20 protein-coding genes are annotated in these 21,413 nt (G+C 65.5%); 1 reads left to right on the top strand and 19 read right to left on the bottom strand.

Annotation, left to right across the window (positions count from 1 at the left end):
• Window positions 1-6: 6 nt before the first annotated feature.
• From QCE69_RS16225 to coxB, 14 genes are all read right to left on the bottom strand, one after another.
• Complete coding sequence (locus QCE69_RS16225) at window positions 7-966, bottom strand: glycosyltransferase family 4 protein (RefSeq protein ID WP_309920304.1); 960 nt, start codon at window positions 964-966, stop codon at window positions 7-9.
• On the bottom strand, window positions 953-2,026 hold the full coding sequence (locus QCE69_RS16230) for a glycosyltransferase family 9 protein (RefSeq protein ID WP_309920306.1): 1,074 nt from the start codon (window positions 2,024-2,026) through the stop codon (window positions 953-955). Before QCE69_RS16230 ends, QCE69_RS16225 begins: the two co-directional genes overlap by 14 nt.
• Window positions 2,023-3,078 carry a glycosyltransferase family A protein gene (locus QCE69_RS16235; protein ID WP_309931842.1) on the bottom strand — a complete coding sequence of 352 codons (1,056 nt, stop codon included), beginning with the start codon at window positions 3,076-3,078 and terminating at the stop codon, window positions 2,023-2,025. Before QCE69_RS16235 ends, QCE69_RS16230 begins: the two co-directional genes overlap by 4 nt.
• Complete coding sequence (locus QCE69_RS16240) at window positions 3,075-4,820, bottom strand: carbamoyltransferase C-terminal domain-containing protein (RefSeq protein ID WP_309931844.1); 1,746 nt, start codon at window positions 4,818-4,820, stop codon at window positions 3,075-3,077. The genes QCE69_RS16235 and QCE69_RS16240 overlap by 4 nt, the downstream gene beginning before the upstream one ends.
• 2 nt (window positions 4,821-4,822) lie before the next feature.
• On the bottom strand, window positions 4,823-5,998 hold the full coding sequence (locus QCE69_RS16245; protein ID WP_409017862.1) for a glycosyltransferase family 9 protein: 1,176 nt from the start codon (window positions 5,996-5,998) through the stop codon (window positions 4,823-4,825).
• Window positions 5,995-6,573 carry an HAD family hydrolase gene (locus QCE69_RS16250; protein ID WP_309931846.1) on the bottom strand — a complete coding sequence of 193 codons (579 nt, stop codon included), beginning with the start codon at window positions 6,571-6,573 and terminating at the stop codon, window positions 5,995-5,997. The genes QCE69_RS16245 and QCE69_RS16250 overlap by 4 nt, the downstream gene beginning before the upstream one ends.
• On the bottom strand, window positions 6,570-7,841 hold the full coding sequence (locus QCE69_RS16255) for a glycosyltransferase family 1 protein (protein ID WP_309931848.1): 1,272 nt from the start codon (window positions 7,839-7,841) through the stop codon (window positions 6,570-6,572). The genes QCE69_RS16250 and QCE69_RS16255 overlap by 4 nt, the downstream gene beginning before the upstream one ends.
• 184 nt (window positions 7,842-8,025) lie before the next feature.
• The gene (locus QCE69_RS16260) at window positions 8,026-8,925 is read right to left on the bottom strand and encodes a glycosyltransferase (RefSeq protein ID WP_309931850.1); all 900 of its coding nucleotides are present in this window, start codon (window positions 8,923-8,925) and stop codon (window positions 8,026-8,028) included.
• A 40-nt stretch (window positions 8,926-8,965) separates the two neighbouring features.
• On the bottom strand, window positions 8,966-9,673 hold the full coding sequence (locus tag QCE69_RS16265) for a PIG-L family deacetylase (RefSeq protein ID WP_309931852.1): 708 nt from the start codon (window positions 9,671-9,673) through the stop codon (window positions 8,966-8,968).
• A 58-nt stretch (window positions 9,674-9,731) separates the two neighbouring features.
• On the bottom strand, window positions 9,732-11,039 hold the full coding sequence (locus QCE69_RS16270; RefSeq protein ID WP_309931854.1) for a cytochrome c: 1,308 nt from the start codon (window positions 11,037-11,039) through the stop codon (window positions 9,732-9,734).
• Window positions 11,040-11,043: 4 nt separating this feature from the next.
• The gene (locus QCE69_RS16275) at window positions 11,044-11,463 is read right to left on the bottom strand and encodes a hypothetical protein (RefSeq protein WP_309931855.1); all 420 of its coding nucleotides are present in this window, start codon (window positions 11,461-11,463) and stop codon (window positions 11,044-11,046) included.
• Complete coding sequence (locus QCE69_RS16280) at window positions 11,460-12,074, bottom strand: cytochrome c oxidase subunit 3 (RefSeq protein WP_309920331.1); 615 nt, start codon at window positions 12,072-12,074, stop codon at window positions 11,460-11,462. Before QCE69_RS16280 ends, QCE69_RS16275 begins: the two co-directional genes overlap by 4 nt.
• Window positions 12,071-14,047, bottom strand: coding sequence for a cytochrome c oxidase subunit I (gene ctaD / locus QCE69_RS16285; RefSeq protein ID WP_309920334.1), 1,977 nt, complete (start codon window positions 14,045-14,047; stop codon window positions 12,071-12,073). Before ctaD ends, QCE69_RS16280 begins: the two co-directional genes overlap by 4 nt.
• A complete protein-coding gene (gene coxB, locus QCE69_RS16290) occupies window positions 14,044-15,090 on the bottom strand; it encodes a cytochrome c oxidase subunit II (protein WP_309931858.1) in 1,047 nt (348 codons plus the stop codon). The genes ctaD and coxB overlap by 4 nt, the downstream gene beginning before the upstream one ends.
• 335 nt (window positions 15,091-15,425) lie before the next feature.
• Between coxB and QCE69_RS16295 the strand changes: the two genes are divergently transcribed.
• Window positions 15,426-16,508 (top strand): lipopolysaccharide biosynthesis protein, encoded by a 1,083-nt coding sequence (locus QCE69_RS16295; protein ID WP_309931859.1) that lies wholly within the window; start codon window positions 15,426-15,428, stop codon window positions 16,506-16,508.
• Here QCE69_RS16295 and QCE69_RS16300 read toward each other — a convergent pair.
• From QCE69_RS16300 to QCE69_RS16320, 5 genes are read right to left on the bottom strand one after another with little or no spacing between them, the layout of a single operon-like run.
• The gene (locus tag QCE69_RS16300) at window positions 16,486-17,082 is read right to left on the bottom strand and encodes a ParB/Srx family N-terminal domain-containing protein (protein ID WP_309920343.1); all 597 of its coding nucleotides are present in this window, start codon (window positions 17,080-17,082) and stop codon (window positions 16,486-16,488) included. The genes QCE69_RS16295 and QCE69_RS16300 overlap by 23 nt on opposite strands.
• Window positions 17,083-17,100: 18 nt before the next feature.
• Window positions 17,101-18,744: a GMC family oxidoreductase gene (locus tag QCE69_RS16305; RefSeq protein WP_309931861.1), complete on the bottom strand. Its 1,644-nt coding sequence runs from the start codon at window positions 18,742-18,744 to the stop codon at window positions 17,101-17,103.
• The gene (locus tag QCE69_RS16310) at window positions 18,734-19,378 is read right to left on the bottom strand and encodes a gluconate 2-dehydrogenase subunit 3 family protein (RefSeq protein WP_309920349.1); all 645 of its coding nucleotides are present in this window, start codon (window positions 19,376-19,378) and stop codon (window positions 18,734-18,736) included. Before QCE69_RS16310 ends, QCE69_RS16305 begins: the two co-directional genes overlap by 11 nt.
• On the bottom strand, window positions 19,375-20,286 hold the full coding sequence (locus QCE69_RS16315; RefSeq protein ID WP_309920351.1) for a hypothetical protein: 912 nt from the start codon (window positions 20,284-20,286) through the stop codon (window positions 19,375-19,377). Before QCE69_RS16315 ends, QCE69_RS16310 begins: the two co-directional genes overlap by 4 nt.
• A gap of 17 nt (window positions 20,287-20,303) precedes the next feature.
• On the bottom strand, window positions 20,304-21,410 hold the full coding sequence (locus QCE69_RS16320; RefSeq protein WP_309920354.1) for an enolase C-terminal domain-like protein: 1,107 nt from the start codon (window positions 21,408-21,410) through the stop codon (window positions 20,304-20,306).
• Window positions 21,411-21,413: the final 3 nt, after the last annotated feature.

The following is a 21,413-nucleotide window of genomic DNA, read 5'->3' on the forward strand; positions in this document are numbered from 1 at the left end:
TCAATTTCAGCTGCATACGTGGCGCAGGGTTTCGTCCCAGTCATGGGCGAAGCGTGCGATATGGAATCGTTCCAACGCAGTGCGGCGCGCGCCTTCGCCGAGACGTCGCGCTTCGGCGGGGTCGCGCAGCAGGCGTTGCATGGCATCGATGAGCGCAAGCGGATTCGTATCGACAAAACCGTTCTCGCCATTGCGAATCACGGCTGCGAGTTCGGTCGTGGCCAGCCCGATGATCGGCATGCCGATGGTCATCGCCTCGACGATCGCCAGTCCCAGGCTGGTCCAGCGGATCGGGTTGAAGAAGAAGCGATAGCGCGCGACGAACGCGGCGAGCTCCATGTTGCCAATCTCGCCGATGCCGCCCGCAGACTGCGCGTCCATGCCGACGAGATCGAGCGGCACGCGCTCGGCCGCATGCGCGAAAACATCGTTGCCGAGCCGCCTGCCGCGCTGCCGCAGGTGATTGATGACGGCGATGCCGCGCTCCAGTTCGCCGCTGTAGCGCACGCCTTCCGGCACGACCACGCCGTGCTCGATAACGCGCGTCTGCGTTTCGCCGTTGTCCCACATGAGCCGGTTGAAGTGCGTGACGTGCACGAGCAGCGTGTCGCGATCCTGGACCCAGTGCTTCTGTTCGAAAGCATTTTCCTGCGGCGGATCGTGTTCGATATACACGCGTGGCAAGCGCCGCTGCGCATCGCTCAACAGGTTGATGCGGTCGTCGTCCCACTGCTGCTTGTGCTGGAACAGGACGACGTCGAAGGACTGCGACTGCACTTCGCTGGCCGGAATCTCATGCACGTTTGCGCCGAACGGCAGCGCGCCCGCCGTGCCCGCATATCCGGGTGGATAACCGGGGCGCGTGACGAGGTAAAAGTCGTGCGGCGTCTGGCTCAGGTAGTAGAGATAGTTGCCATGCACGTGCCATGTCAGCACGCGCAAGCGCCGGGAGCTAGTCATGGGCATGGATCAGCGTCTCCTTGCGGAAGGTCGTTTCGAGTTGCGCGCGGGCGGCATCGAGCACGGCGGGCACGCCGATGTTGGTCGCGCATTCGTGTTCATAAGGGCACACGCGGAACGCGCACGGACGGCATGCGGGCCAGTCGGCCAGCACGCGATGCCGGGCGTGATCGGTGGGCGCCCAGCGGTGCGTGTCGCTGCCTGACGCGATCACCACGCTCGGCGTGCGCATCGCGGCTGCGACGTGAGACAGCCCGGTGTCGTTGCACACGATCAGCCGCGCCCGGCCGACGAGCGCCGCCAGTCCGCCGAGCGAGGTCGCACCGGCGAGATCGATGGCATTCGGTCCTCCGTTCTGCGTCACATGCGCGGTGAGCGCGGCTTCGCCCGGGCTGCCTGTGACGGCGATACGCCATCCCGTGCGAGCAAGCTCACGCGCGACCTCGCCGAAGCGTTCGACGGGCCAGCGCCGCGACGGCAGTTGCGCGCCCGGATGCACCAGCACGAGGCGGTTGCAATCGATCGCACAGGCTTCGATGAGCGCGGCGCATTCGCGTTCGTCTTCCACCGTGAGCGGAATCTCGAGCGACAGATCGCTTGCATCGATACCGAGGCGTTGCAGCAGCGCCGCATAGCGCGCCGATTCGGGCAGCTCGTCGGGCCATGGCATGAACACGCCTGCGCGCATGCCTTCGTCGGGCTTGAGGAAACCTGCGTTCAGCCGTGCACCGAAGCCTTTGACGATATCGTTCGCCACGCCGCCGCTGCCGTGCAGCTGAATCGCCAGATCGAAGCGGCGCTCGCGCATGGCCTGCTGGAAGGCGGGCAGATGTGCGTCGGTTTCTTCCTGTTCCGGAAAGCCCACCGCGCCCGGAAACACGATCAGTTCATTCAGCAGATGCGCGTATCGGTCGACGAAGCTGCTGGCCCACGGCAAGCCGATCAACGCGATGTGCGCGTGCGGATGAGCGCGCCGCAGCGCTCGCAGCGCGGGCACGGCGCACAGCATGTCGCCGAGTTGCAGCGCGCGAAAAATGACGATGCGTTGTACCGGTCCGGCATTCATAGGAACAGCACCTTGAAGCGGAGCGCGCCGCGGATGCGCCAGTAGATCGACAGAGTCGGGATGATGGCCGAAGTCCACAGCATCTCCGCGATATGCGCGGGCGTGTGGGCGGTGCGCTTGAGCCGCTGCGCGCCGAACCCTAGCGTCAGTGCGGCCCAGACGAGCAGTGCCGTGACCGCCACACGAGGCGCACCGGCAATGAACGATAGCAGCGCGGTCGCCAGCGCCGCGAGCATCGCGTAATACAGCAGCGGCGGGCCGCGTCGAATGCGCGCGCGAAAGAGGTCTGGATACTTCTTGAACAACAGGGCGTCGAACTGGCTCTTCTTCTGTTGGGAGATGCATACGCCCCAGCGCGCGGGACGCACCGGATGCAGCACGATCGCATCTTCCGCGCGCGCGATCGTCAGTCCCGCCTGCATCAGCGCGAACTGCAGATCCGAATCCTCGCGCCACGCGGCGGTATAGCGTGCATCGAAACCGCCGGTGCGCTCCAGCGCGACACGGGTCGCGAAGGCGTTGGCCGTGGCGAACTCGGCCGTGGCGAGTCCGGCTGCATCGCATTCGTAGTCGGTCGGACGCGGTCCCAGCGGCACGACGATACGGCCGGAGACCGCGTCCGCGCCGGCGTCGAGTGCGCAGACACCGTTAGCGAGCCAATGCGGATCAGGGATGGTGTCGTCGTCGGTGAAGGCGATGCGCCGTGCAAGCGAAGCATGCCAGCCCGCGTTGCGCGCGCCCGCCGGCCCTTGGGTCGCCGTGACGGGCACGTAGCGGATGCGCAGACCCTGCGGCGCGTGCTCATGCGCCAGACGTTGCACGCAGGCTTGCGTGGCAGCGTCCGGGCCGTCGTCGCACACGATGATCTCGTAACGCGCCGCGTCGTATTGCTGCGCGGCGAGCGCGCGTACGCAGCGTTCGAGCATCGCGGGACGGCGGTAGGTCGGCACGACCACCGATACCTCAGGGATGAAGTTCCCACGGTCCGCCGCGTTTGCATCGCCTGCAGCGGCAGTGCCGTCGTGATCGACGAGACCGGTGCAGGTGCTCATGCGCGCAACCCCGGCTTCTCGACCAAGAACGGACCGATCACCAGCGCATCCAGCGGCGAGGTCCAGAACGATTCGAGCGCATCGCGCGGGGAGTTCACCATCGGCTCGCCGCGCGTGTTGAACGACGTGTTGACCAGCACCGGCACGCCCGTGCGCGCCTTGAAGGCCGCGAGCAGGTCGTAATAGAGCGCATGCTGCGAGCGGTTGACGGTCTGCACGCGCGCGGTGCCGTCGATATGCGTCACCGCCGGAATACGGTCCTTCATGTCCTCGCGCACGTCGAAGATGAACAGCATATAGGGCGCGACGCGCGCATCGACGAACCAGTCGGCGGCGTGTTCTTCCATCACCACGGGCGCAACCGGACGGAAGTCCTCGCGGTCCTTGATCTCGTTCAGGCGCGCCTGCATCGTTGCATCGATGGGCGAGGCCAGGATGGAACGCGCACCGAGCGCACGCGGTCCGAACTCGGTGCGTCCCTGATACCAGCCGATCACGCGGTTTTGCGCAAGCAGGTCGGCGGTTTCCGCAGCGATGTCATCGAGCCTGCGATACGGCGCGCGCGTCCACTTCAGGAGGGTTTCGATGTCATCGTCGGCGAAGGATGGGCCGAGATACGCATGATTCATGCGCCACTTGCGGCCGGGTTCGCCCGCGATGCTCCGCTCGCGCCAGTCGGTCCACAACGCGGCGCCCAGCGCCGTACCGGCGTCGCCCGCCGCGGGCTGCACCCATACATCGGCAAACGGGCCGCGATCGCGCAGCCGCGCATTCATCACGCAATTGAGCGCGACGCCGCCGGCCATCGCCAGATGGGACAGGCCGGTTTTCGCGTGCAGCCACTTCGCAAGTTCGAGTGCGGTTTCCTCCAGCACGACCTGCAACGAGTGCGCGACGTCGTAGTGATGCTGCGTGAGCGGACCACCGCGTTCGCGCGCCGGACCGAAACGTTCGACGAGACGCGGCGCATCCACCGTATAGCTTCCGTCGTTCCGATACCTGACGATCTCGCGGAACTGATCCGCATGCACGGGCTTGCCGAACGATGCCAGCGCCATCACCTTGTACTCGTCGGAGGAGTGCAGGAAGCCCAGATAGTCCGTCACCGCTTCATACAGGAGCCCCAGCGAGTGAGGCAGCTCCACCTGCTTCAGCCGGCGATATTCGCCATCGACGAACTGCCCGAGACTCGTCGTCACGCCTTCGCCGCGGCCGTCCATCGTGAGCACGGCGCAGTCATCGAAGGGCGCGGCGAGGAATGCGCTCGCTTCATGGCAGAGGTGATGATCCACGTTGTGCCAGGTGTAACGCGGCACACGCCCGCCACTGGCGAAGCGCTTGCGCAGATGATGCGGCGCGCCGTCGCGCAACTGTCCCTGCGCATTGACGATGTAGCTCAGGAACAGCGGGTCCCACGGCGAGTCGGACGGATTGGACAGCGGTTGTTCCGAAGGCATCATCGGCAGCGTGATGCTGGCCTTCGCATCCTTGGGCATGCCCGAGAACAGATGCGGATCGTATGAATAGGCGACGTGATCCACATCGGCCAGTTCGATGCCCGCTTCCTTCAGGCAATAGTCGATGGCATCGAAGGGAAGCTGCCACGTCGAGAACGGCACGGGCCGCTTGGCATGCTTCACATGCGTGAAGCGTTCGTCTTCGGCAGCGGCGATGACCACGCCATCCTTGATGAGCGCGGCCGCGCTGTCGTGATAAACGGCGTTGATACCCAGTGTGTACATGACTAGAAAACCTGTGTGGTCGTGTTGATGGGTGGGAGTTCGGTTTCGAGCAGGGCCAGCGCGGCATCGACGACGTCCTGCACCGGCACGCCCAGCAGGCAGGCGTGATGGCCTTCAGGACACACGCTGCGGTAGCACCAGCGGCACGGCACGTCGTGATAGAGCACGCGGTGCGGCGTCTGCCAGGGCATGTGCTGCGGATTGGTGAGCGCGTAGAGATCCACGACCGGCGTGCCGAGCGCCGAAGCGAGATGCACCGGGCCGCTGTTGTTCGATATCAGCACGCGCGCACGGCGGATGAGCGCGCCCAGTTCGCCGAGCGACACCGTGCCCGAGAGGTCGATGGCGTGCGGACTGGCGCCGCAAGCTTCGCGACAGAGCGTGCTTTCGCTTGCCGATCCGGTGACGAACACCGGCACGTTCAACTGCTCGCCGAGACACGCGATCACTTGCGCAAAGCGCTCGACGGGATAACGGCGCGACTCCGCCGTGGCGCCGGGATGCACGACGATGAAAGGCGCATCTATATCCACGTCGCGTGCTAGCAGCTTCTGCGCGAGCGAAGCGACATCGGCGGGCTGCTCGTTGAAACGCATGCGGGTATCGTCCGCGCGTGCGCCCACCTGCGCGACCAGCGCAAGCTGCCGTTCCACTTCATGACGCGTGCCGAGTTGCGGCTCGCTTTCCGCGACCCAGTCGGTCAACAGGCCATAGGGGTTCTCACGGCAATGCGCGAGCCGCAACGGAATGCCAGCGAGATGACATAGCATGGCCGCCGGCAGCGGGTTCTGGCTATAGACGCTGAAGATCACGGCCGCATCGAAACGCGCTTCGTCGAGACGCGCGCGCATGGCCAGGTCAGCGAGCGGGTCGATGGGCGCATCCTGCTTGACCCAGGGCGCGTCGTATTCGATCACATCGTCGATGGCATCGATGAACGGCGCCGCCGCCTTGCCCGAACGCGAAGCGAGCAAGGTCAGATGGCGGCCCGGCTGCGCGTTGCGCAACGCATGCAGCGCGGGCGTGGTCATCAGGACGTCGCCGAGATTGTCCAGCCGGATGCAGAGAATGCGCTTCACGTCCGCGCCCCATTCGCGCGGAGCGTTCGCCGCGCTCTTGCGGGCGTGCGCTGCGATGACCGGCGTCATGGACACCGGCTGTTCCGTGTCGCGCTTCATGCGGGGCACTCCGCGTTCACGATCGCGAGCGCGGCTTCATGCATGTTACGCACCACGATGTCGGGTTCACGCCCTTCACCGCGCAGCCATTCAGTTTCGTTGCCGTTGTCGATCAGCACACAGCGGCAGCCCGCGCGATGTCCAGCTTCCACATCATCGAGTATGTCGCCGATGAACCAGCTGCGCGCCAGATCGATGCGATGCTCGCGTGCGGCCCGCATGATGAGGCCGGGCGCGGGCTTGCGGCAGTCGCACTGCATCGCATATTCGGGTACGACGCCTTGCGGATGATGCGGACACCAGTAGATGCCTTCGAACGCAGCACCCGCTTCGGCAGCAAGCGTCCGCAGGCGAGCTTCCATTGGATCGAGCGCTTCGCGGCTGAACTTGCCGAGCGCCACGCCGCTCTGGTTGCTGATGATGAACAGCGGCAGGTCGAGCGACGTGAACAGGCGCAGTGCGTCGAACGCGCCGGGCGCAAGCCGCATCCGTTCCGGATCCACGTTCCACGGTACGTCGTGTAGCAGCGTGCCGTCCTTGTCGATGAAGACGGCGGGTCTCGCGGGCGGCATCATCGGGCGGCCCTGCTCATCTGGAGCGCCGTGGCGGTCTGCGTATCTTCGCCGCTGACGCGTGCATAGACCCGCGCAAGCGCCTGCGCCACGCTCGACCACGTGAACATGGCATGGGCGCGTGCCAGGCCGGCATCGCCCATCCTGCGGGCCAGGGCCGGGTTGCGTTTCAAGGTGACCAGTGCTTCTGCGAGCGCGTCCGGATGCCTCGGCGGCACCAGCAAGCCGGTCTCTCCATGCGCGACGGAATAGCGGATACCGCCCACGTCCGCGCCGATCACCGGCGTGCCGCACGCCATGGCTTCCAGCGGCGTGATGCCGAAGGGCTCGTACCAGGGCGTCGTCACGAAGACATCGGCGGCGTTATAAAAGTGCTTCAGCTCGCCGCGTCCATGACGGCCCACGAAGTGCACATGCGCTTCAACCCCGCATTCCCGCGCGATGCCGCGCAGCCTGCCGATCTCCGGCGTGGCGCCCTCGTTGGGTTCGTCGGAGTTGCCGCCTGCTATATAGAGCTCGGCCGCTTCGCCGTGCGTGGCATGGCAGGCGCCCATTGCGCGCACCACGTTGTCGATGCCCTTGCGCGGCACCATCCGTCCCAGTTGCAACACGATGAAGCGATCCTGTGGCCAGCCCAACCGTGTGCGTGCCTGCGCCTTGTCGAGCGGATGAAACTCGGTGCGGTCGAAGCCGCACGGCACGAGATCAATGCGTGCGGGATCGGCGTCATAGAGATGCATCAGATCGTTCTCATCCTGCGGACATTCGGCGATGACGGAATCGGAACGGCTGACCAGTTCGTCTTCGATGGCGAAGCGCGCATCGGGAAAGCCGTCCGATTCGCCTTGATGCAGCCGCCGCACACGCCCGAGTGCATGGAAGGTGGTGACCAGCGGCACGCCGAGCGCATCCTTGATGCGCAAGCCGACCAGACCCGACATGAAGAAATTCGCATGCACGACGGAATAGGGCTGTCGTTCTTGCTTCATGAACTCGATCATGAAGTTCGCGAAGGCGTCCATGTGCGGTAGAAGCTGCTCCTTGGGCAACTGCACCGGCGGCCCCGCCGGAACGTTTATCACGCGGATGTTTTCGAAACGCGAGACAAGCGGCAACAACGAACGATCGCAACGTGTGAATACATCGACATCATGACCGAGGCGCACAAGTTGCCGCGCGACGTTGGCGACATAGATGTTCTGACCGCCGCTATCGACTCCACCTGCCGCAGCCAGTGGCGAAGCATGTTCACTGATCAACGCGATCTTCACGGATGTCCCCTTTTCACAAGATCCCTCTCCGCATGGGCGCGGTGCGTCGTCGCGTGGATCAGTCGATAGCTTTCAGCATTCGCTATGCCACTCGTTGCGAACGTACGGAGGACTATGAAACGATCTGCGGTTCGCATGGAGACGAACCGAATATCGTTGGGTGCGTTGCGCAGCGAACGCGCTTTCAAGAATCGCGTGTAAAACGGAATGCGTGGCGGGATGAGGTTTCAACCACTTGGCGCAGGTCATCGTCGCGGACGATGCGGCGCATTTCCTGGACTCGTGAAGGGATGACGCGGCGTCTTGCGGCGGCCCACGCGATGCCGCGAAGAAGTTCAGGCAGCCCGCGGATTAACGATGCTTCCGCGCGCAAGGTGCGAAACGCATCGCGGGTCGTCATGATCGCTTCGCGCCACGGCAGGCGCATCCATGCGACCCAGGCTGCGTTGCGCGCCAGGAGCTTGCGCCGCTGGGCGCTGTCGCGAAGCGGTGACGGATGGTGGTGGAGCACAAGTTCGTCTGCATAGACGATCTCATGACCAGCGCTCAGAACATCGAGTGATACCAGCGTTTCTTCTCCGCCGATGAACAGTCTCGGCTCGTATCCGCCCGTCTGCCGGAATACGCTGGTGCGGAACACGCAAGCGCCCGCCATGAAGCCGATCAGCGCAGGCCCCGGCAAGCCATCGTGCGCCAAGGGGCTGACGCGCATGCGTTCGCAGGTTTCGTCGGTCGCGCCTGGCTCGCCTACTACCACGCGCGCATTCAGCACGCCGACGCGCGGGGCCGCATCAAGTATGTCGATGGCACGTGAGAGCGATCCGGCGTGCCACCAGGTGTCGTCATCGCAGAAGGCAACGTACTCGGTCTGCACGCGTGCTACGCCGAGATTGCGTCCCGCCGCGCCGAGGTTGCCCGGCGCGACGATGAGTTCGACATCCGGAAAATCGGCCTCGATGCGTTCAGCGGTGCCATCAGAGGAAGCGTTATCGACCGCTACGAGGTGGATGCGATCAGGCAGCGCGGTAAGTCTTGCGAGCGTGTCGAGCACCTGATCGGCACGGTTGTAGGTCAGCACGACCACGGTGAGACGTGTGCCCACGGAATCGGCAAGCATTGCGGGTTCACGCATCGCGATGCTTCGTTCGCAATGTCCAGAAGCGTTCGGGTGCGAGCACGTCGTCATAACCGTGCGGACCGAACGCTCTCAACTGGCTCGCATAACATTGGACTGCGCGCTGCTTCGCTTCCAGATAGCCAGGCAGGCCCGCTACGTCGATGGTTTCGAGCCAGGGCGTGGCTTTCATTCCGTCGCTTTGAAGAGCCGCCAGACGTTGCTGCACGAGCCCGTCCATGCGCCGGTACAGGCCATCTTCATACGCGATGCAGCGCTGCGACGCATCGGCCATGCAGGCGGCGAGCGCGGCACGGTGCACGAGATCATGGTCGGAGTGGAACAGGCCTGCGGGGATCAGGACGGCGTCATGGCGACCCGCATGGATCACGTCGGCAAGCGCGTCAGCGATCGCTTGCAGCGTTTGCGCTCCGTCCTCCGCGTATTGCGAATCGAGGAACGAGAGATGCCTGGCGCGTGCGCCGAGTATCTCCAGCGCCGCAATGTCTTCGGCGCGACGTGCTTCCATGGCCCGGTGCGCGTCGCCGAAACCGCACTCCGTGTCCCAGCCGGTCACCATCGGCATCTCGGGCGTTCCGGCGAACACCGTGCAGACCAACGCATCGGTTTCCGCAGCGAGCAGGGCGCCGCAACTGAAAACGGCGTCGTCGAGATGCGGGGAGATCACCAGCAGGCGTCGGGGAGGCTTCTGCATCATCGAGTGTCGGTCGTTCAGGTCATTCGCCAGGCGCAATGGCTGTGCCTTGGCGCGCGGCTCAGTGTGTCGAGCCGCCTCCCACCGCTTCGCGCATCGTCCTGACATCGCGCGTCGTGACGGGCGGCGCGTTATTGCCCCAAGTCGAGCGCACGAAGGTCAGCACGCGGGCTATCTCCGTGTCGGTGAGCTGGTCAGCGAACGCGGGCATCTTCTTCGGTTCAGGACCATGGACGGTGGACGGCGCGCGTCCGCCCTGCAGCACGAGCCGCACGAGCGAATCCGGCTTCTGCGACAGCACCGCCGGATTGCCGGCCAGACGGGGATACTTGAGCGGAACGCCCATGCCGTCGGCCTGATGGCAGCGCGCGCAGGTACCCTGATAGAGTCCCGCGCCGGGCCGCTCCTGCTCGCCGGTGTGCAGCGCTGCGACGCTCTGGCGGGCTTCGCGCGAATGAGCATCGTAGGTGCCCCCTTCGCCGTGAGAAGGCAGGCTCTTCAGATACGACGCGATGGCGTCGAGATCCTGATCGTCGAGATACTGCGTGCTGTCCTCGACAACCTGCACCATGGCGCCGAAGGTGGCCAGTCCCGCGCCATGGCCGGTCTTGAGAAAGGCGGCGAGGTCCGCCGCCGAGATGCGGCCCAGTCCCGCGCCCGGCAAGCCGGTCAGGTTCGGCGCATGCCAGTGATCGTTGGTGCCGCCTGTGAGATAGGCGGGCGACCCGTCCGTGTAGCCGAGTTCGTCATAGGCCGGGCCACGCGGCGTATGACACGCGCCGCAATGGCCGAGCGATTGCACCAGATAGGCGCCCCGGTTCCATTGTGCGTCGCGCTTCGGATCGGCAACGATGGGTTTGCCCGGCGCGAAGGCGAAGTTCCAGAAGGTCAGGGCCCAACGTTGGTTGAACGGGAACGGCAGTTTCGTTTCGGGCGCGGCCTGCGCTACCGGTTCGACGCCATGCATGAAGTAGGCGTAGAGCGCATGCAAGTCGTCGTCGCTGATCTTCGAGAACGATGGATAGGGCATCGCCGGGTAAAGATGCTTGCCGCCCGGCGCCACGCCTTCGCGCAACGCGCGCGCGAAATCCTCATAGCGATAGCGCCCGATCCCATGCACCGGATCAGGCGTGATGTTGCTGGACCAGATGGTGCCGAAGGGCGAACCCATCGGCAGCCCGCCCGCGAACGGATGCGGCTGAGGCTTGCCCGGCACCGGGGCGGCGGTGTGGCAACCGGCGCAATCGGCGGCGCGGGCAAGATAGTCGCCACGCGCGACGAGCCCCGGCGACGTGTCCGGCGTCTGAGCATGGACCCATGGCGTACATGCGAACAACGTCAGGCATATGGATAGAAGGCGGCGGATCATGAGTTCACCTTCCTCCGCAGGGCGAGACGAGCAGCCACGCGAGATCGGTGGCGATCAGCGCGAACACGAACAGCGCACTCGCCAGCGCGCCCGCACGCGCAATGAAGGCATCGCGCGCGGCATGCCGGTCGATCGAGCCCTGCTGTTTGAGCTCGGATGCAAGCTTCCCCGTGCGCCGCCAGTTGCGCCATGCGATGACGCCGCCCGCGCCGCCGATCACCAGCGCGCCCAGCGCCGTCATCGCGAGTCCCTGTTCGAGCCACGGCAGCGCGGGCGCATGCACGGGCCGTTGATGCGGAAAGCAGCCCCACGCGGACAAGGTCTGGCCCAGCGTCGTCTGCGTCATCCACGCGAACGGCGCGAGCAGCAGACCGAAAGTCAGCGAGAGGCCACCGGGGCGCGCAGGATGTTGACCGGATGTCATCGCGCCAGCACATAGGGCGACAGATAAAGCGTCGCGAAGATGAAGAGCCACACGACATCGACGAAATGCCAGTACAGCCCGCCGATACTCAGCGCCGCCGATCTCGCCCTGTCGAAGTAACCGAGCGCGGTCCACAGCAGCAGGAAGGCGAGCACGATCAGCCCCACCAGCACGTGCATCATGTGAAAGCCGGTGATCGTGAAATACAGCGAGCCGTACAGATGCGTCGTCAGGCCATAGGGATGATCGGCCCATTCCTTCATCTGGATTGCGACGAACGCCGCGCCCAGCGCAATCGCGATGACGAGCATCAGCACGCCCATGCCGCGCCGTCCCTTGCGCACGAAGCGCTCGCTGGCCCATACAAAGACGCTGCTGCTCAGAAGAATGCCGGTGTTCACAATGCCGAGCCCGAGTTTCGGCATGCCTTCGGGTGGCCAGCGTTCGGTGGTCTGAGAGGCGAGATAGAGATACGAGAAGATCAGATAGCCGAACAGCGCGGCTTCGGTCGCGACCAGCGTGAGACATCCCCACCAGCCGCCCGAGCGCTGCCCCGGACTGCCGACGGGCAGGTTCGCGCGTTCCGGCAAGGCTTCCGCGAGTTCGCTCATGATGCGGCCTCCGCGTGAGGCACGTCGTCGCGCTGACCGAGTTCGCGTTGCGGCCACAGCCATGCGACGATCGCCGCGCCGCATCCGAGCAGCGAGAGGCCCGCGAACCACCACGCCTGCAAAGCGAGCCCCGTGAAAAACAGCAACGAGGCCACGCCCAGCCAGAACGGCGCATAGGAGTCTTCGGGCATCTTGAGGATGACGTCGGGGTCGCCGTCGAGCACGGTAGTGCCCAGCGCCTCGCGTCCCTGATTCAGCACATAGCCCTGCGCAAGCTGCGATTGCGCGCGGCCTGAAATGCGCGCTTCCCATAGCGGATGACGGCTCGCAATGCGCGGCGCGACGGCGAAGTTATACGGCGGCGGCGGGGACGACGTGGACCATTCGAGCGTCGGCGCGTCCCACGGATTGTCTCCGGCAACCGGCCCGCGCCGCAGGCTGTAGAGGAGGTCCCACATGAACACGAGCACGCCGGCGGCGAACAGGAACGCGCCTATCGACGTGATCATGTTGACGGTGTTCCAGCCCATGTCGGGCGCATACGTGTAGATGCGGCGCGGCATGCCGAGCAGACCGGCGATATGCATCGGAAAGAACGCGACGTTGAAGCCTGCAAACAGGATCCAGAACCCGATGCGTCCGATGCGTTCGCTCATCATGCGTCCGGTGAACTTCGGAAACCAGAAGTAGATGCCGCCGATGACCGGAAATACGTTGATGCCCAGCAAGACGTAATGCAGGTGTGCGACGACGAAATACGTGTCGGTGAGTTGCCAGTCGAGCGGCACGGCGGCGGTGAGCACGCCCGACAGTCCGCCGATCACGAACAGGAACACGAAGCCCGCGAAGTACAGGAACGGCACGCGGAACACTGGCCTGCCGGTCCAGATGGTCGCGATCCATGCGAAAGTGGCGACCGCGCTCGGAATCGCGATCACCATGCTGGCCGCGCCGAAGAACGACAGCGCGAGTGCCGGAATGCCGGTCGCGAACATATGGTGGATCCAGACGACGAAGCCAACGACCATCGTAGCCACCGTCGAGAGCGCGACGGGCAGATAGCCCACCAGCGGCCGACGGCAGAACACGGGCAGTGCATCGGAGACGATGCCCATGGCGGGCAGCACGACCGCGTAGACCCACGGGTGCGCGAAGATCCAGAACAGATGCTGCCAGAGCAGGGCGCGCCCGCCGTTCACCACGTCGAAGAAATGCGTGCCGATGCGCCGGTCCAGCCACAGCAGGAAGAACGCGAGACTCACCGAGGGCACCGCGAGCAGATTGCCGCCCGATGCGGTGAGCGTGCCCCACACGAGCACCGGCACGCGGTCAATGGACATGCCCGGCGCGCGCATGCGCAGGAACGTGACGACGAAGTTCATCGAGCCGACCGTCGTCGAGATGCCGAGCAGGACCATGCCGAGCGCATAGACGTCGATGTTGGGACCGGTGTTGTAGGTCAGTCCCGCGAGCGGCGCATAGTTGAACCAGCCTGCATTGGGCGCTTCGCCGAACGGAAAGCTCGCATAGAGGAACAACCCGGCAAACAGGAAGATCCAGTAGGACAGCGCGTTGAGACGCGGAAACGCCATGTCGCGCGCGCCGAGGATCAGCGGCCACAGATAGTTGGAGAAGCCGGACAGCACGGGCAGCGCGTAGAGAAAGATCATCGTGACGCCGTGCATCGTGAAGAGCTGGTTGTATTGCTCGGGTGTCAGGAGCGTCGCGTCGGGCCGCGCGAGTTGCACGCGCATTACGAGCGCCTCCACGCCGCCTGCCAGCAGGAACGCGAATGCCGTGATGAGGTAACGCAGGCCGATGCTTTTGTGATCGACCGTCGAGAAGAAGCCGCGCCAGCCGGGCGGCGTCTCCCACAGCGCGCGCAAGGCGCGTTCGTCGGCGCTGCCGGGCTCCACGCGGCCTGTCTTGAGCGAGCGCCGCAATGGCGGAGGAGAGGTGGCGGGTTCGGTCATTGCAGTGTGCGAAGGTAGGCGGACAGCGCGGCGGCATCCGCCGGGCTGAGCGCAATCGAGGGCATCAGCGAGTCCGGCTTGATGCGCTGCGCATGCTGGATCCAGTCGAGCTGGTTCTCTGCCGTGTTCGGCAGCAAGCCGGCCGCGATCAGCCTGCGGGAGTTCAGATGCGTGAGATCGGGCGCCTGCTTGCCGTTCGCATCGGACCCGCGGATGGCGTGACAGCCCGCGCATTTGTCGTCGAACAGCCTGGCTCCGGCGCTCAGGTTCGTGGCCGCGTCGTGCGGCAGGGCTTGCTTTGCGTACCAGGCGTCGAATTGCGCGCGCGGCTCGGCGATCACCTCGAACGCCATGTGCGCATGCTGTGCCCCGCAGAATTGCGAACATTGCCCGCGATAGATCCCCGGCTTGTCGGCCTGTATCCATTGTTCGTTGACGACGCCCGGTATCGTCTGGGTCTTGCCTGCAAGACGCGGCACCCAGAACGCGTGGATGACGTCCGCGCTGCGCAATTCGATCTTCACCGGCTCGCCGACAGGAATATGAATCTCGTTGGCCGTGGTCACTGCCGGGTCGCCGGCATAGTCGATCTTCCACCACCAGTCATAGGCGGTGACGGAGAGCGTCAGCGCGGGCGGTCTGTGCGGCGATGCCACCGATTCGAGCGTGACCAGTACATAGGCGAGGGCCGCGAACAGCGCGACCGACGACACACCCGTGCCGATCCATACCCAATGCAGCCCGCCGCCTTCCCCTTGCACGTGGCGCGCATCGTGTTCGGTGGGCGGCGGACGCTTGCGCAGGATGCCACCGATCAACAGCACGCTGACGATCACCGCCACGACGACGGCCAAGGCAGCGAGCGCCCAGCCGAGTCGCATGGTGGGTGCGGCGGCGGGGCCATCGGCGTGCAGGAAGTAGTTCAGCGGTGCATCGGCATGGGCGCTTGCCTGGCGGGCGAGCACAAGGAGCGCTGCCGACGCGGCGCGAGTGTTGCGAATCAGCCGCCCGGCACGATGGGTCGTGTGGTGCGTGGCAGGCATTCGCAGCCGTCTCCCGACATGAGTGAACGTGGTGAACTCACTGACGCCGAGTCCGCTGTTTGTCCACCTTCAGCAATCCGTGATCCCAACGAATTGCTTACCGCCACGCGGTGCCTTTCTGCACCGAATCGGGTTGAACTTCTCTGATGTATGGCGTTCCCACGCGACGGACCGCCAGCGTCCGTTTGTTCAGTCGAATAGGCGTCCGTCAGGCGCTTCCCTACATCGCCATCACGAGGATCCCGCCTTTACTCATGCGCATGACATCTCTGCTTTCTACGGTTCTTCTCATTCCAAAACAAACTCGTCGCCTGCCATCGTTATCGGTTGCATGCGTGACCGCCGCCACCGTCGCGCTGAGCGCATGCGGTGGCGGTGGCGGCGGAAACAACGACGGTAATCAGACGGCGTCCGCTACCCCTGCATCGTCTCCTACTCCCGCCTCATCGCCCGCGGCCACCACCTCCAGCGCCCCCGCAGCCGTCATCGCACCGGCCGGCAGCATCTTCTACGGCATGAACGGCCACGTGAACGCCGCCGACGCCTACGCCACCTCCAGCCCGCAACAGCAGCTTGCGCAACTGAAGGATCTCAACGTCTCGATGTATCGCAACGATGTCTCCAGCCAGGCCGACGCGGTGAAGCTGGCAAGCGTCGCGCAGATGATGCTGCCCTCCGGCGTGACGGTCTATCCGGTGCTGCTGCAAGTGGTGAAGGACTTCACCGACGAGGACACCGCCTATCAGAAGTCGTACACGCTGGCGCAGCAGATTGTCGGCGTGCAGAAGTATGCGTACTACGAGGTAACGAACGAACTGGCGCCGCAATGTCTCGTCGGCTGGGTGGACGGCGTGCACAGCACCGACTACGACAACCAGTGCTTCCAGATCGCGCGCGGCATCATTCGCGGGATGATTGCCGGCATCAAGTCGGTGGATCCGGCGGGGAAGATCATCATCGGCGGCAATACGTGGATGCACTATGGCTTCGACCAGATGCTCGCCAGCGGCACGCAACCGGACGGCACCGGCGGACATCCCGTCGTGACGTGGGACATCACCGCATGGCACTGGTATTCGGAACAGGGCGACATGCGTCATGCATGCGGCGGCTCCGGTTGCCATGACGTGATCGGCACGCTCAAGTCGTTCGGCAAGCCGATATGGATCAACGAAGTGGGCATCCGTCCGGACTTTCCCGGCACGCAGGATCAGGCGGCAGCCTTCCTGAGCAGCGACATGCTCGGCACGCTGCTTTCCATCGCGCCGCAGTACGATATCGAGTCGTTGCAGATGTACGAGCTTTACGACGACCCGCCGACCGGTCAGGGCCCCTACGGCGTCATGCTGAACGACGGCACGACGCAGAAGCCGGAGTATGCAGCGTTCAAGAACTTCATCGCCGCGCATCCCCTATGAAGCCGGGCAGGCCCGCGGCCTTCGGGCTGCGGGCTGATGCAAGTGCCGGTTGGAGCAGGGCATCGAACTCCGCGTCGTTCGCGGGGAAGGGCAACTGCGCATGAAAGAAGTCTGCCCAGCGAAAGTCCGCGAGCGGGACATCGGTCTTGTCATAGCCGCCCGCGTCGCGCACGAAGGCGGCGAGGCTGCGGAATTCGTCGTTCTGTGCATCGGCCAGCCGGTGCGGCATGTCCTCGAACGCGACGCGGCGGCGCGCGGCATCGTAGGGATAAGTCCATGAGCGGTTGTCGAGCGTCAGCCAGAACTCGGCAGATGACAGGGACGAGAAATCACGGAGCAGCACGAACGGCACGCGCGTTACACCGATGCGCAGCAACGCGCCCGCGACATGATGATGGTCGATCACGTACGGCGCTTCATCGGGACCGAGCACGATGGCGACAGGCTTCTCTGCAATCGCCATCTTCAGGTCGCGTGCATGCAGCGCCCGGTAAGCCTCGGCTTTCTGCCTGATCTGTCGTTCGCCGTGCGTCATCTGCGTGGGCCGCAGACGGTCGATGTCGAGCGTGTTCATCGCGTGCTCTCCCTTCGATCAAAGCTCCCCGCGCGCCGCCAGCGCCTCGATGCGGTCCGCCGTGCGCAGCGCGACGGCCTGAATCGTCAGGGACGGATTCACGCCGCCGACGGTCGGAAACACCGAGCCGTCGCAGATCCACAGGTTTTTTATATCCCAGCTGCGGCAGTCGGCATCGACGACGCTCGTCGCGGGATCATCGCCCATGCGCGCGGTGCCGTTCAGATGACAGGTATCGTCATCCTGCCGCCAGACCTCGCGTGCGCCCGCGGCTTCGAGCGCGGTGCTCATGGTGCCGAGCGCATGCGCGACCATGCGCCTGTCGTTGTCGCAGAGCGAATAGGTGACGCGCGCAACCGGCAGGCCGTACTGGTCGCGTTGATCGGCGAGCGTCACGCGGTTGCGCTCCTGCGGCATCGTTTCGCCGACGATCTTCAGCCCCGCCTGATGGTTGTACTTGCGCATTTCGTCGACCAGCGCCTGGCCCCACAGCCCGCGCCCGTTCTGCACCGAGGCCCATGCCACCGGCAGCGGCCCCTGGCTCATGTAGCAATAGCCGCCGAAGAAGTCCTTGCCCTTGTCTTCGTAATTCCAGTGCTCCGTCATCGAGAGCGAAGGCGGGCCCTTGTACCAGCGCACTTCCTCCTCCATCGTGCCCCACGCGGCCTGGTTCAACTGCACCATCAGATTCTTGCCGACCAGGCCCGAGCTGTTGGCAAGGCCGTCGGGATGACGGCCGGTGGCGGACATCAGCAGCAGGCGCGGCGTTTCGATCGCATAGCCCGAGACCACGACGTTGCGCGCCCTCTGGAAGCGCCAGCGACCCTCGCGGAAATACTCGACGCCTTTAGCGCGGCCATCGTCGCCCATGACGATGCGGCCGACCATCGCAAGATCGCGGATCTCGGCGCCCGCCTGCACGGCGCGCGGTATCCACGTGACGAGCGCGCTCTGCTTCGCGTTGGTTGCGCAGCCCGACACGCAGAAGCCGCGATACACGCATGGATGGGCATCGCCGCGCGGCGCGGAGAGCGTGGCGAGCGGGGTGGGCGTCCAGTCCATGCCGAGCGCCTCACAGCCCCGCGCAAGCACGAGCGCGGCCGCATTCAGTTCGTGCGGTCGATACGGATAGCGCGGCCGCTTCGGCCCCCATGGATACGTGACCGGGCCCGCGATTTTCAGCGCCTGCTCGACCTCCGCGTAATAGCGCCACATTTCGCGCCAGTCGAGCGGCCAGTCCGCGCCATAGCCGAGCAGCGACCGCGCCTTGAACCATTCCGGCCGAAAGCGCAACGACACCATCGCGAAGTGCACGGTGCTGCCGCCCACCGCGCGGCCGCTGTTGTTGTTGCCGAGGCGAAGCGGATCGTCGCCGTCGCAGATGCGTTCGTCGGTCCAGAAGAGCTTCGACTGATGCGTCTCGTCCGAGGCGAACTCTTCGAGCGGACGCCACCACGCGCCCGCGTCGAAGGCCACCACACTGAAACCTTTCTCGGCGAGACGGCAGGCCAGCGTGCCGCCGCCGGCGCCCGTCCCGACAATCGCGAAGTCCACTTCCTCGCTTTCATCGTATTCGCGCATCGGCAGCCATGCGCCTTGATGGAAGACATCGGGCGCGCGGCCATGCTTGCCGCGCGGGATCTGTTGCGGATCATCGGACACGGCGATTCTCCTTCAGCGCACGCGCTTCCGCGCCGGGCTTCGCTTCGGCGGCTTCCCAGGGATCGCGGCGGTCGAACACCATGCGCACATAGCCGCGTGGATTCGCCGGGCCACCGAAGCCGATCTCGCTCCATGCGCGCGGATGCGAGTAGTACGCGCCGCAGATGTCATGCAGCACGCGCATCGCGAAGAACAGGGCGGGCGGCATGCCGCGCCACGCGTCGCTGTGCAGGGCGCCGTGCTGCATGTCAAGCAGCAGCGCGTGCTGGCCGGTTGCGTCGATGCTCGCGAACGGCAGTTCATGGCGCGCGCGGCTTTCCGCGTCGAGCGCGGCGAGACCGATGCGCCACGCGTCGCGCAGCATCGGCAGACGGGCATCGCGATAGCCATCGCCGACGTCCCTGACGAGCTTCGCATCGATCAGCGCGGGCAGCGGCGCGGGTTCGCGTTCATGATCCTGCGGCACGATGCGCGCGCACAGCGCCGTCAGCGCGCGCCATTCAACGGCGTCGAGGAAGCGCGGCTCCTTGGGCGTTGCGAGCCGTTCGTCGATCACGCCGCGCGTGACCTCGTCCCATGACGGCGTTTCGCGCTTGTCCGTCACGTCATAACCGGGATAGCGGGGCAGGTTCATCGCTCGGTCTCCCGCAAACGCTGCGCAGCGAGGCCCGCGAGCGCGAGCGCGGAAAAGCTCGGCGGCGCGGGCAGCGGTGGACCGTTGAACAGGTTCTGGCTCCAGTTGCGCCAGCCGCCCTGATTGCGGGCGATACCGCGCGCATGGAAGCCCACGCCGATGACACCGAGCGCCGCCGTCATGCGCAGCCAGAGCCGCGTGAACCAGCGCGGACGCGGCGCGGCGAGCGCGGTGTGCAGCAGCAGCGCGGAGGCAAGCGGCGGAATGGTGACGGGCGCATACATGGCGGGGTTCTGGAACGCGCCGCGAAAATGCAGCAACGCGACTTCGCCCACTGTGCCGATCAGTCCCGCACTCGTCAGCAGCGCCAGCGCCTGCCCGGCGGGCAGGCCGAAGAGTCGCGGCTCGTGTTGCGGTTCGTCGCGCAGGCGCTCCGCTGCCGCGCCGAGCGCGCCCGACAGCAGCAGCGCCATCGGCGCGCCGATGGGCGCGGCATAGAAGAGGTTATGCCAGCTCCACTGGCCGGGACGCTTCGTGATGTTGTACAGATGAAAGCCCGTGCCCGCGACGCCCGCGAGCGCTGCGCCCAGATACACCGAATCGCGCACCGGGTGCCGCTGCGGCTCGTGATCGCGTCCGCCATGCACACCCGCGAGCAGCGACAGCGCGGAGACCACGAGCGGCGTGACCATCGCGGGGTTGTCATAGGAGCCGCGGTAATGTTCCATCGCGCTGTCCGCCAGCACGGAGAGCGCGAGCAGCGCCGAGCTGCGATTGAAACTGCGCGCCGTGTCGATATGGGTCTGCACGGGCGCCGCGCGCCGGTTCGACCTCATGCCGATGAAAGCGGCGCCCGCCGCGGCGAGTCCGGCCGCCACTGCCAGATTGCCTGCCGTGAATTGCTTCATGCCGTGCCCCGTGTGCTTCACACCGCGTACCGGTGTGCATCCGTATATTTGAATTCGAGCCCGCAGCCGGGCCGCGACAGGTCTGGCGTGATGGCGCCGTCCACCGCGCGCGGTGCGCCGTCGAACAACATCTGCTCGATGCGCACGTGATCGTGGAACCATTCCTGATGCCGCAGACGCGGAGCGGCGCAGGCGACGTGCAGATGCATCGCCGGTGCGCAATGCGCCGAGAGCGGTAGATGAAACGCATCGCACAGCGTGGCCGCGCGCAGGAAGCCGGTGATGCCGCCGCAGCGTGTCACGTCGGCCTGCAGCACATCCACCGCCGCGTTGTCGAGCAGCACGCGGAAGTCGTCCAATGTGTAGCCGTATTCGCCGGCCGCCAGTTCCATGCGCGCGGGCAGCACGCCGCGCAGCGAGGCGAGCCCGGCGATATCGTCCGATGACAGCGGCTCCTCGAACCATTCGACCGCCTGCTCCGCGAAGATCTGCGCGCAATGCAGCGCCTGCTTGCGCGTCAGCGCGCCGTTTGCATCGACGAACAGGCCCGCCTGCGCGCCAATCGCCTCACGCGCCACCGCCACGCGATGCGGATCGCGCGCAGGCTCGCTGCCGATCTTGATCTTGACCCAGCGGCAGCCGTCCTCATGCACCCAGCGCGTGAGTTGCTCGCGCATCTCGTCGTCGCTATAGGTGGTGAAGCCGCCGCTGCCATATAGCGGCACCCGTGTGCGCACCATGCCGAGCAGACGCGCAAGCGGCATGTCGAGCAGGCGGGCCTTGACGTCCCACAGCGCGCAATCCAGCGCGGAGATCGCGGTCGCCGCGACGCCCGAGCGACCGATGTTGCGCACGCGCTGTTGCAGGCGCTGCCACAGTGCGTCGATGTGCCATGCGTCCTCGCCCTGCAGTACAGGCGCGAGCGTGGCTTCAATCATCTTCGCGACGCTCGCATCGCTGTAGGTGTAACCGAGGCCCGTCTTGCCGGCCGCCACGATCTCCACGACGATCAGGGTCGTCGCGTCCCAGGTGAAGGTGCCGTCGGCTTCGGGCTTGTCGGTGGGAATGGTGTAGGCGCGCGCCCGGATCGTTTCGATCGGCGCCTCACGCTTAGACAGCTGCATGGA

Origin of the sequence: Caballeronia sp. LZ032, assembly GCF_031451315.1 — a bacterium.
Classification (GTDB): Bacteria; Pseudomonadota; Gammaproteobacteria; order Burkholderiales; family Burkholderiaceae; genus Caballeronia.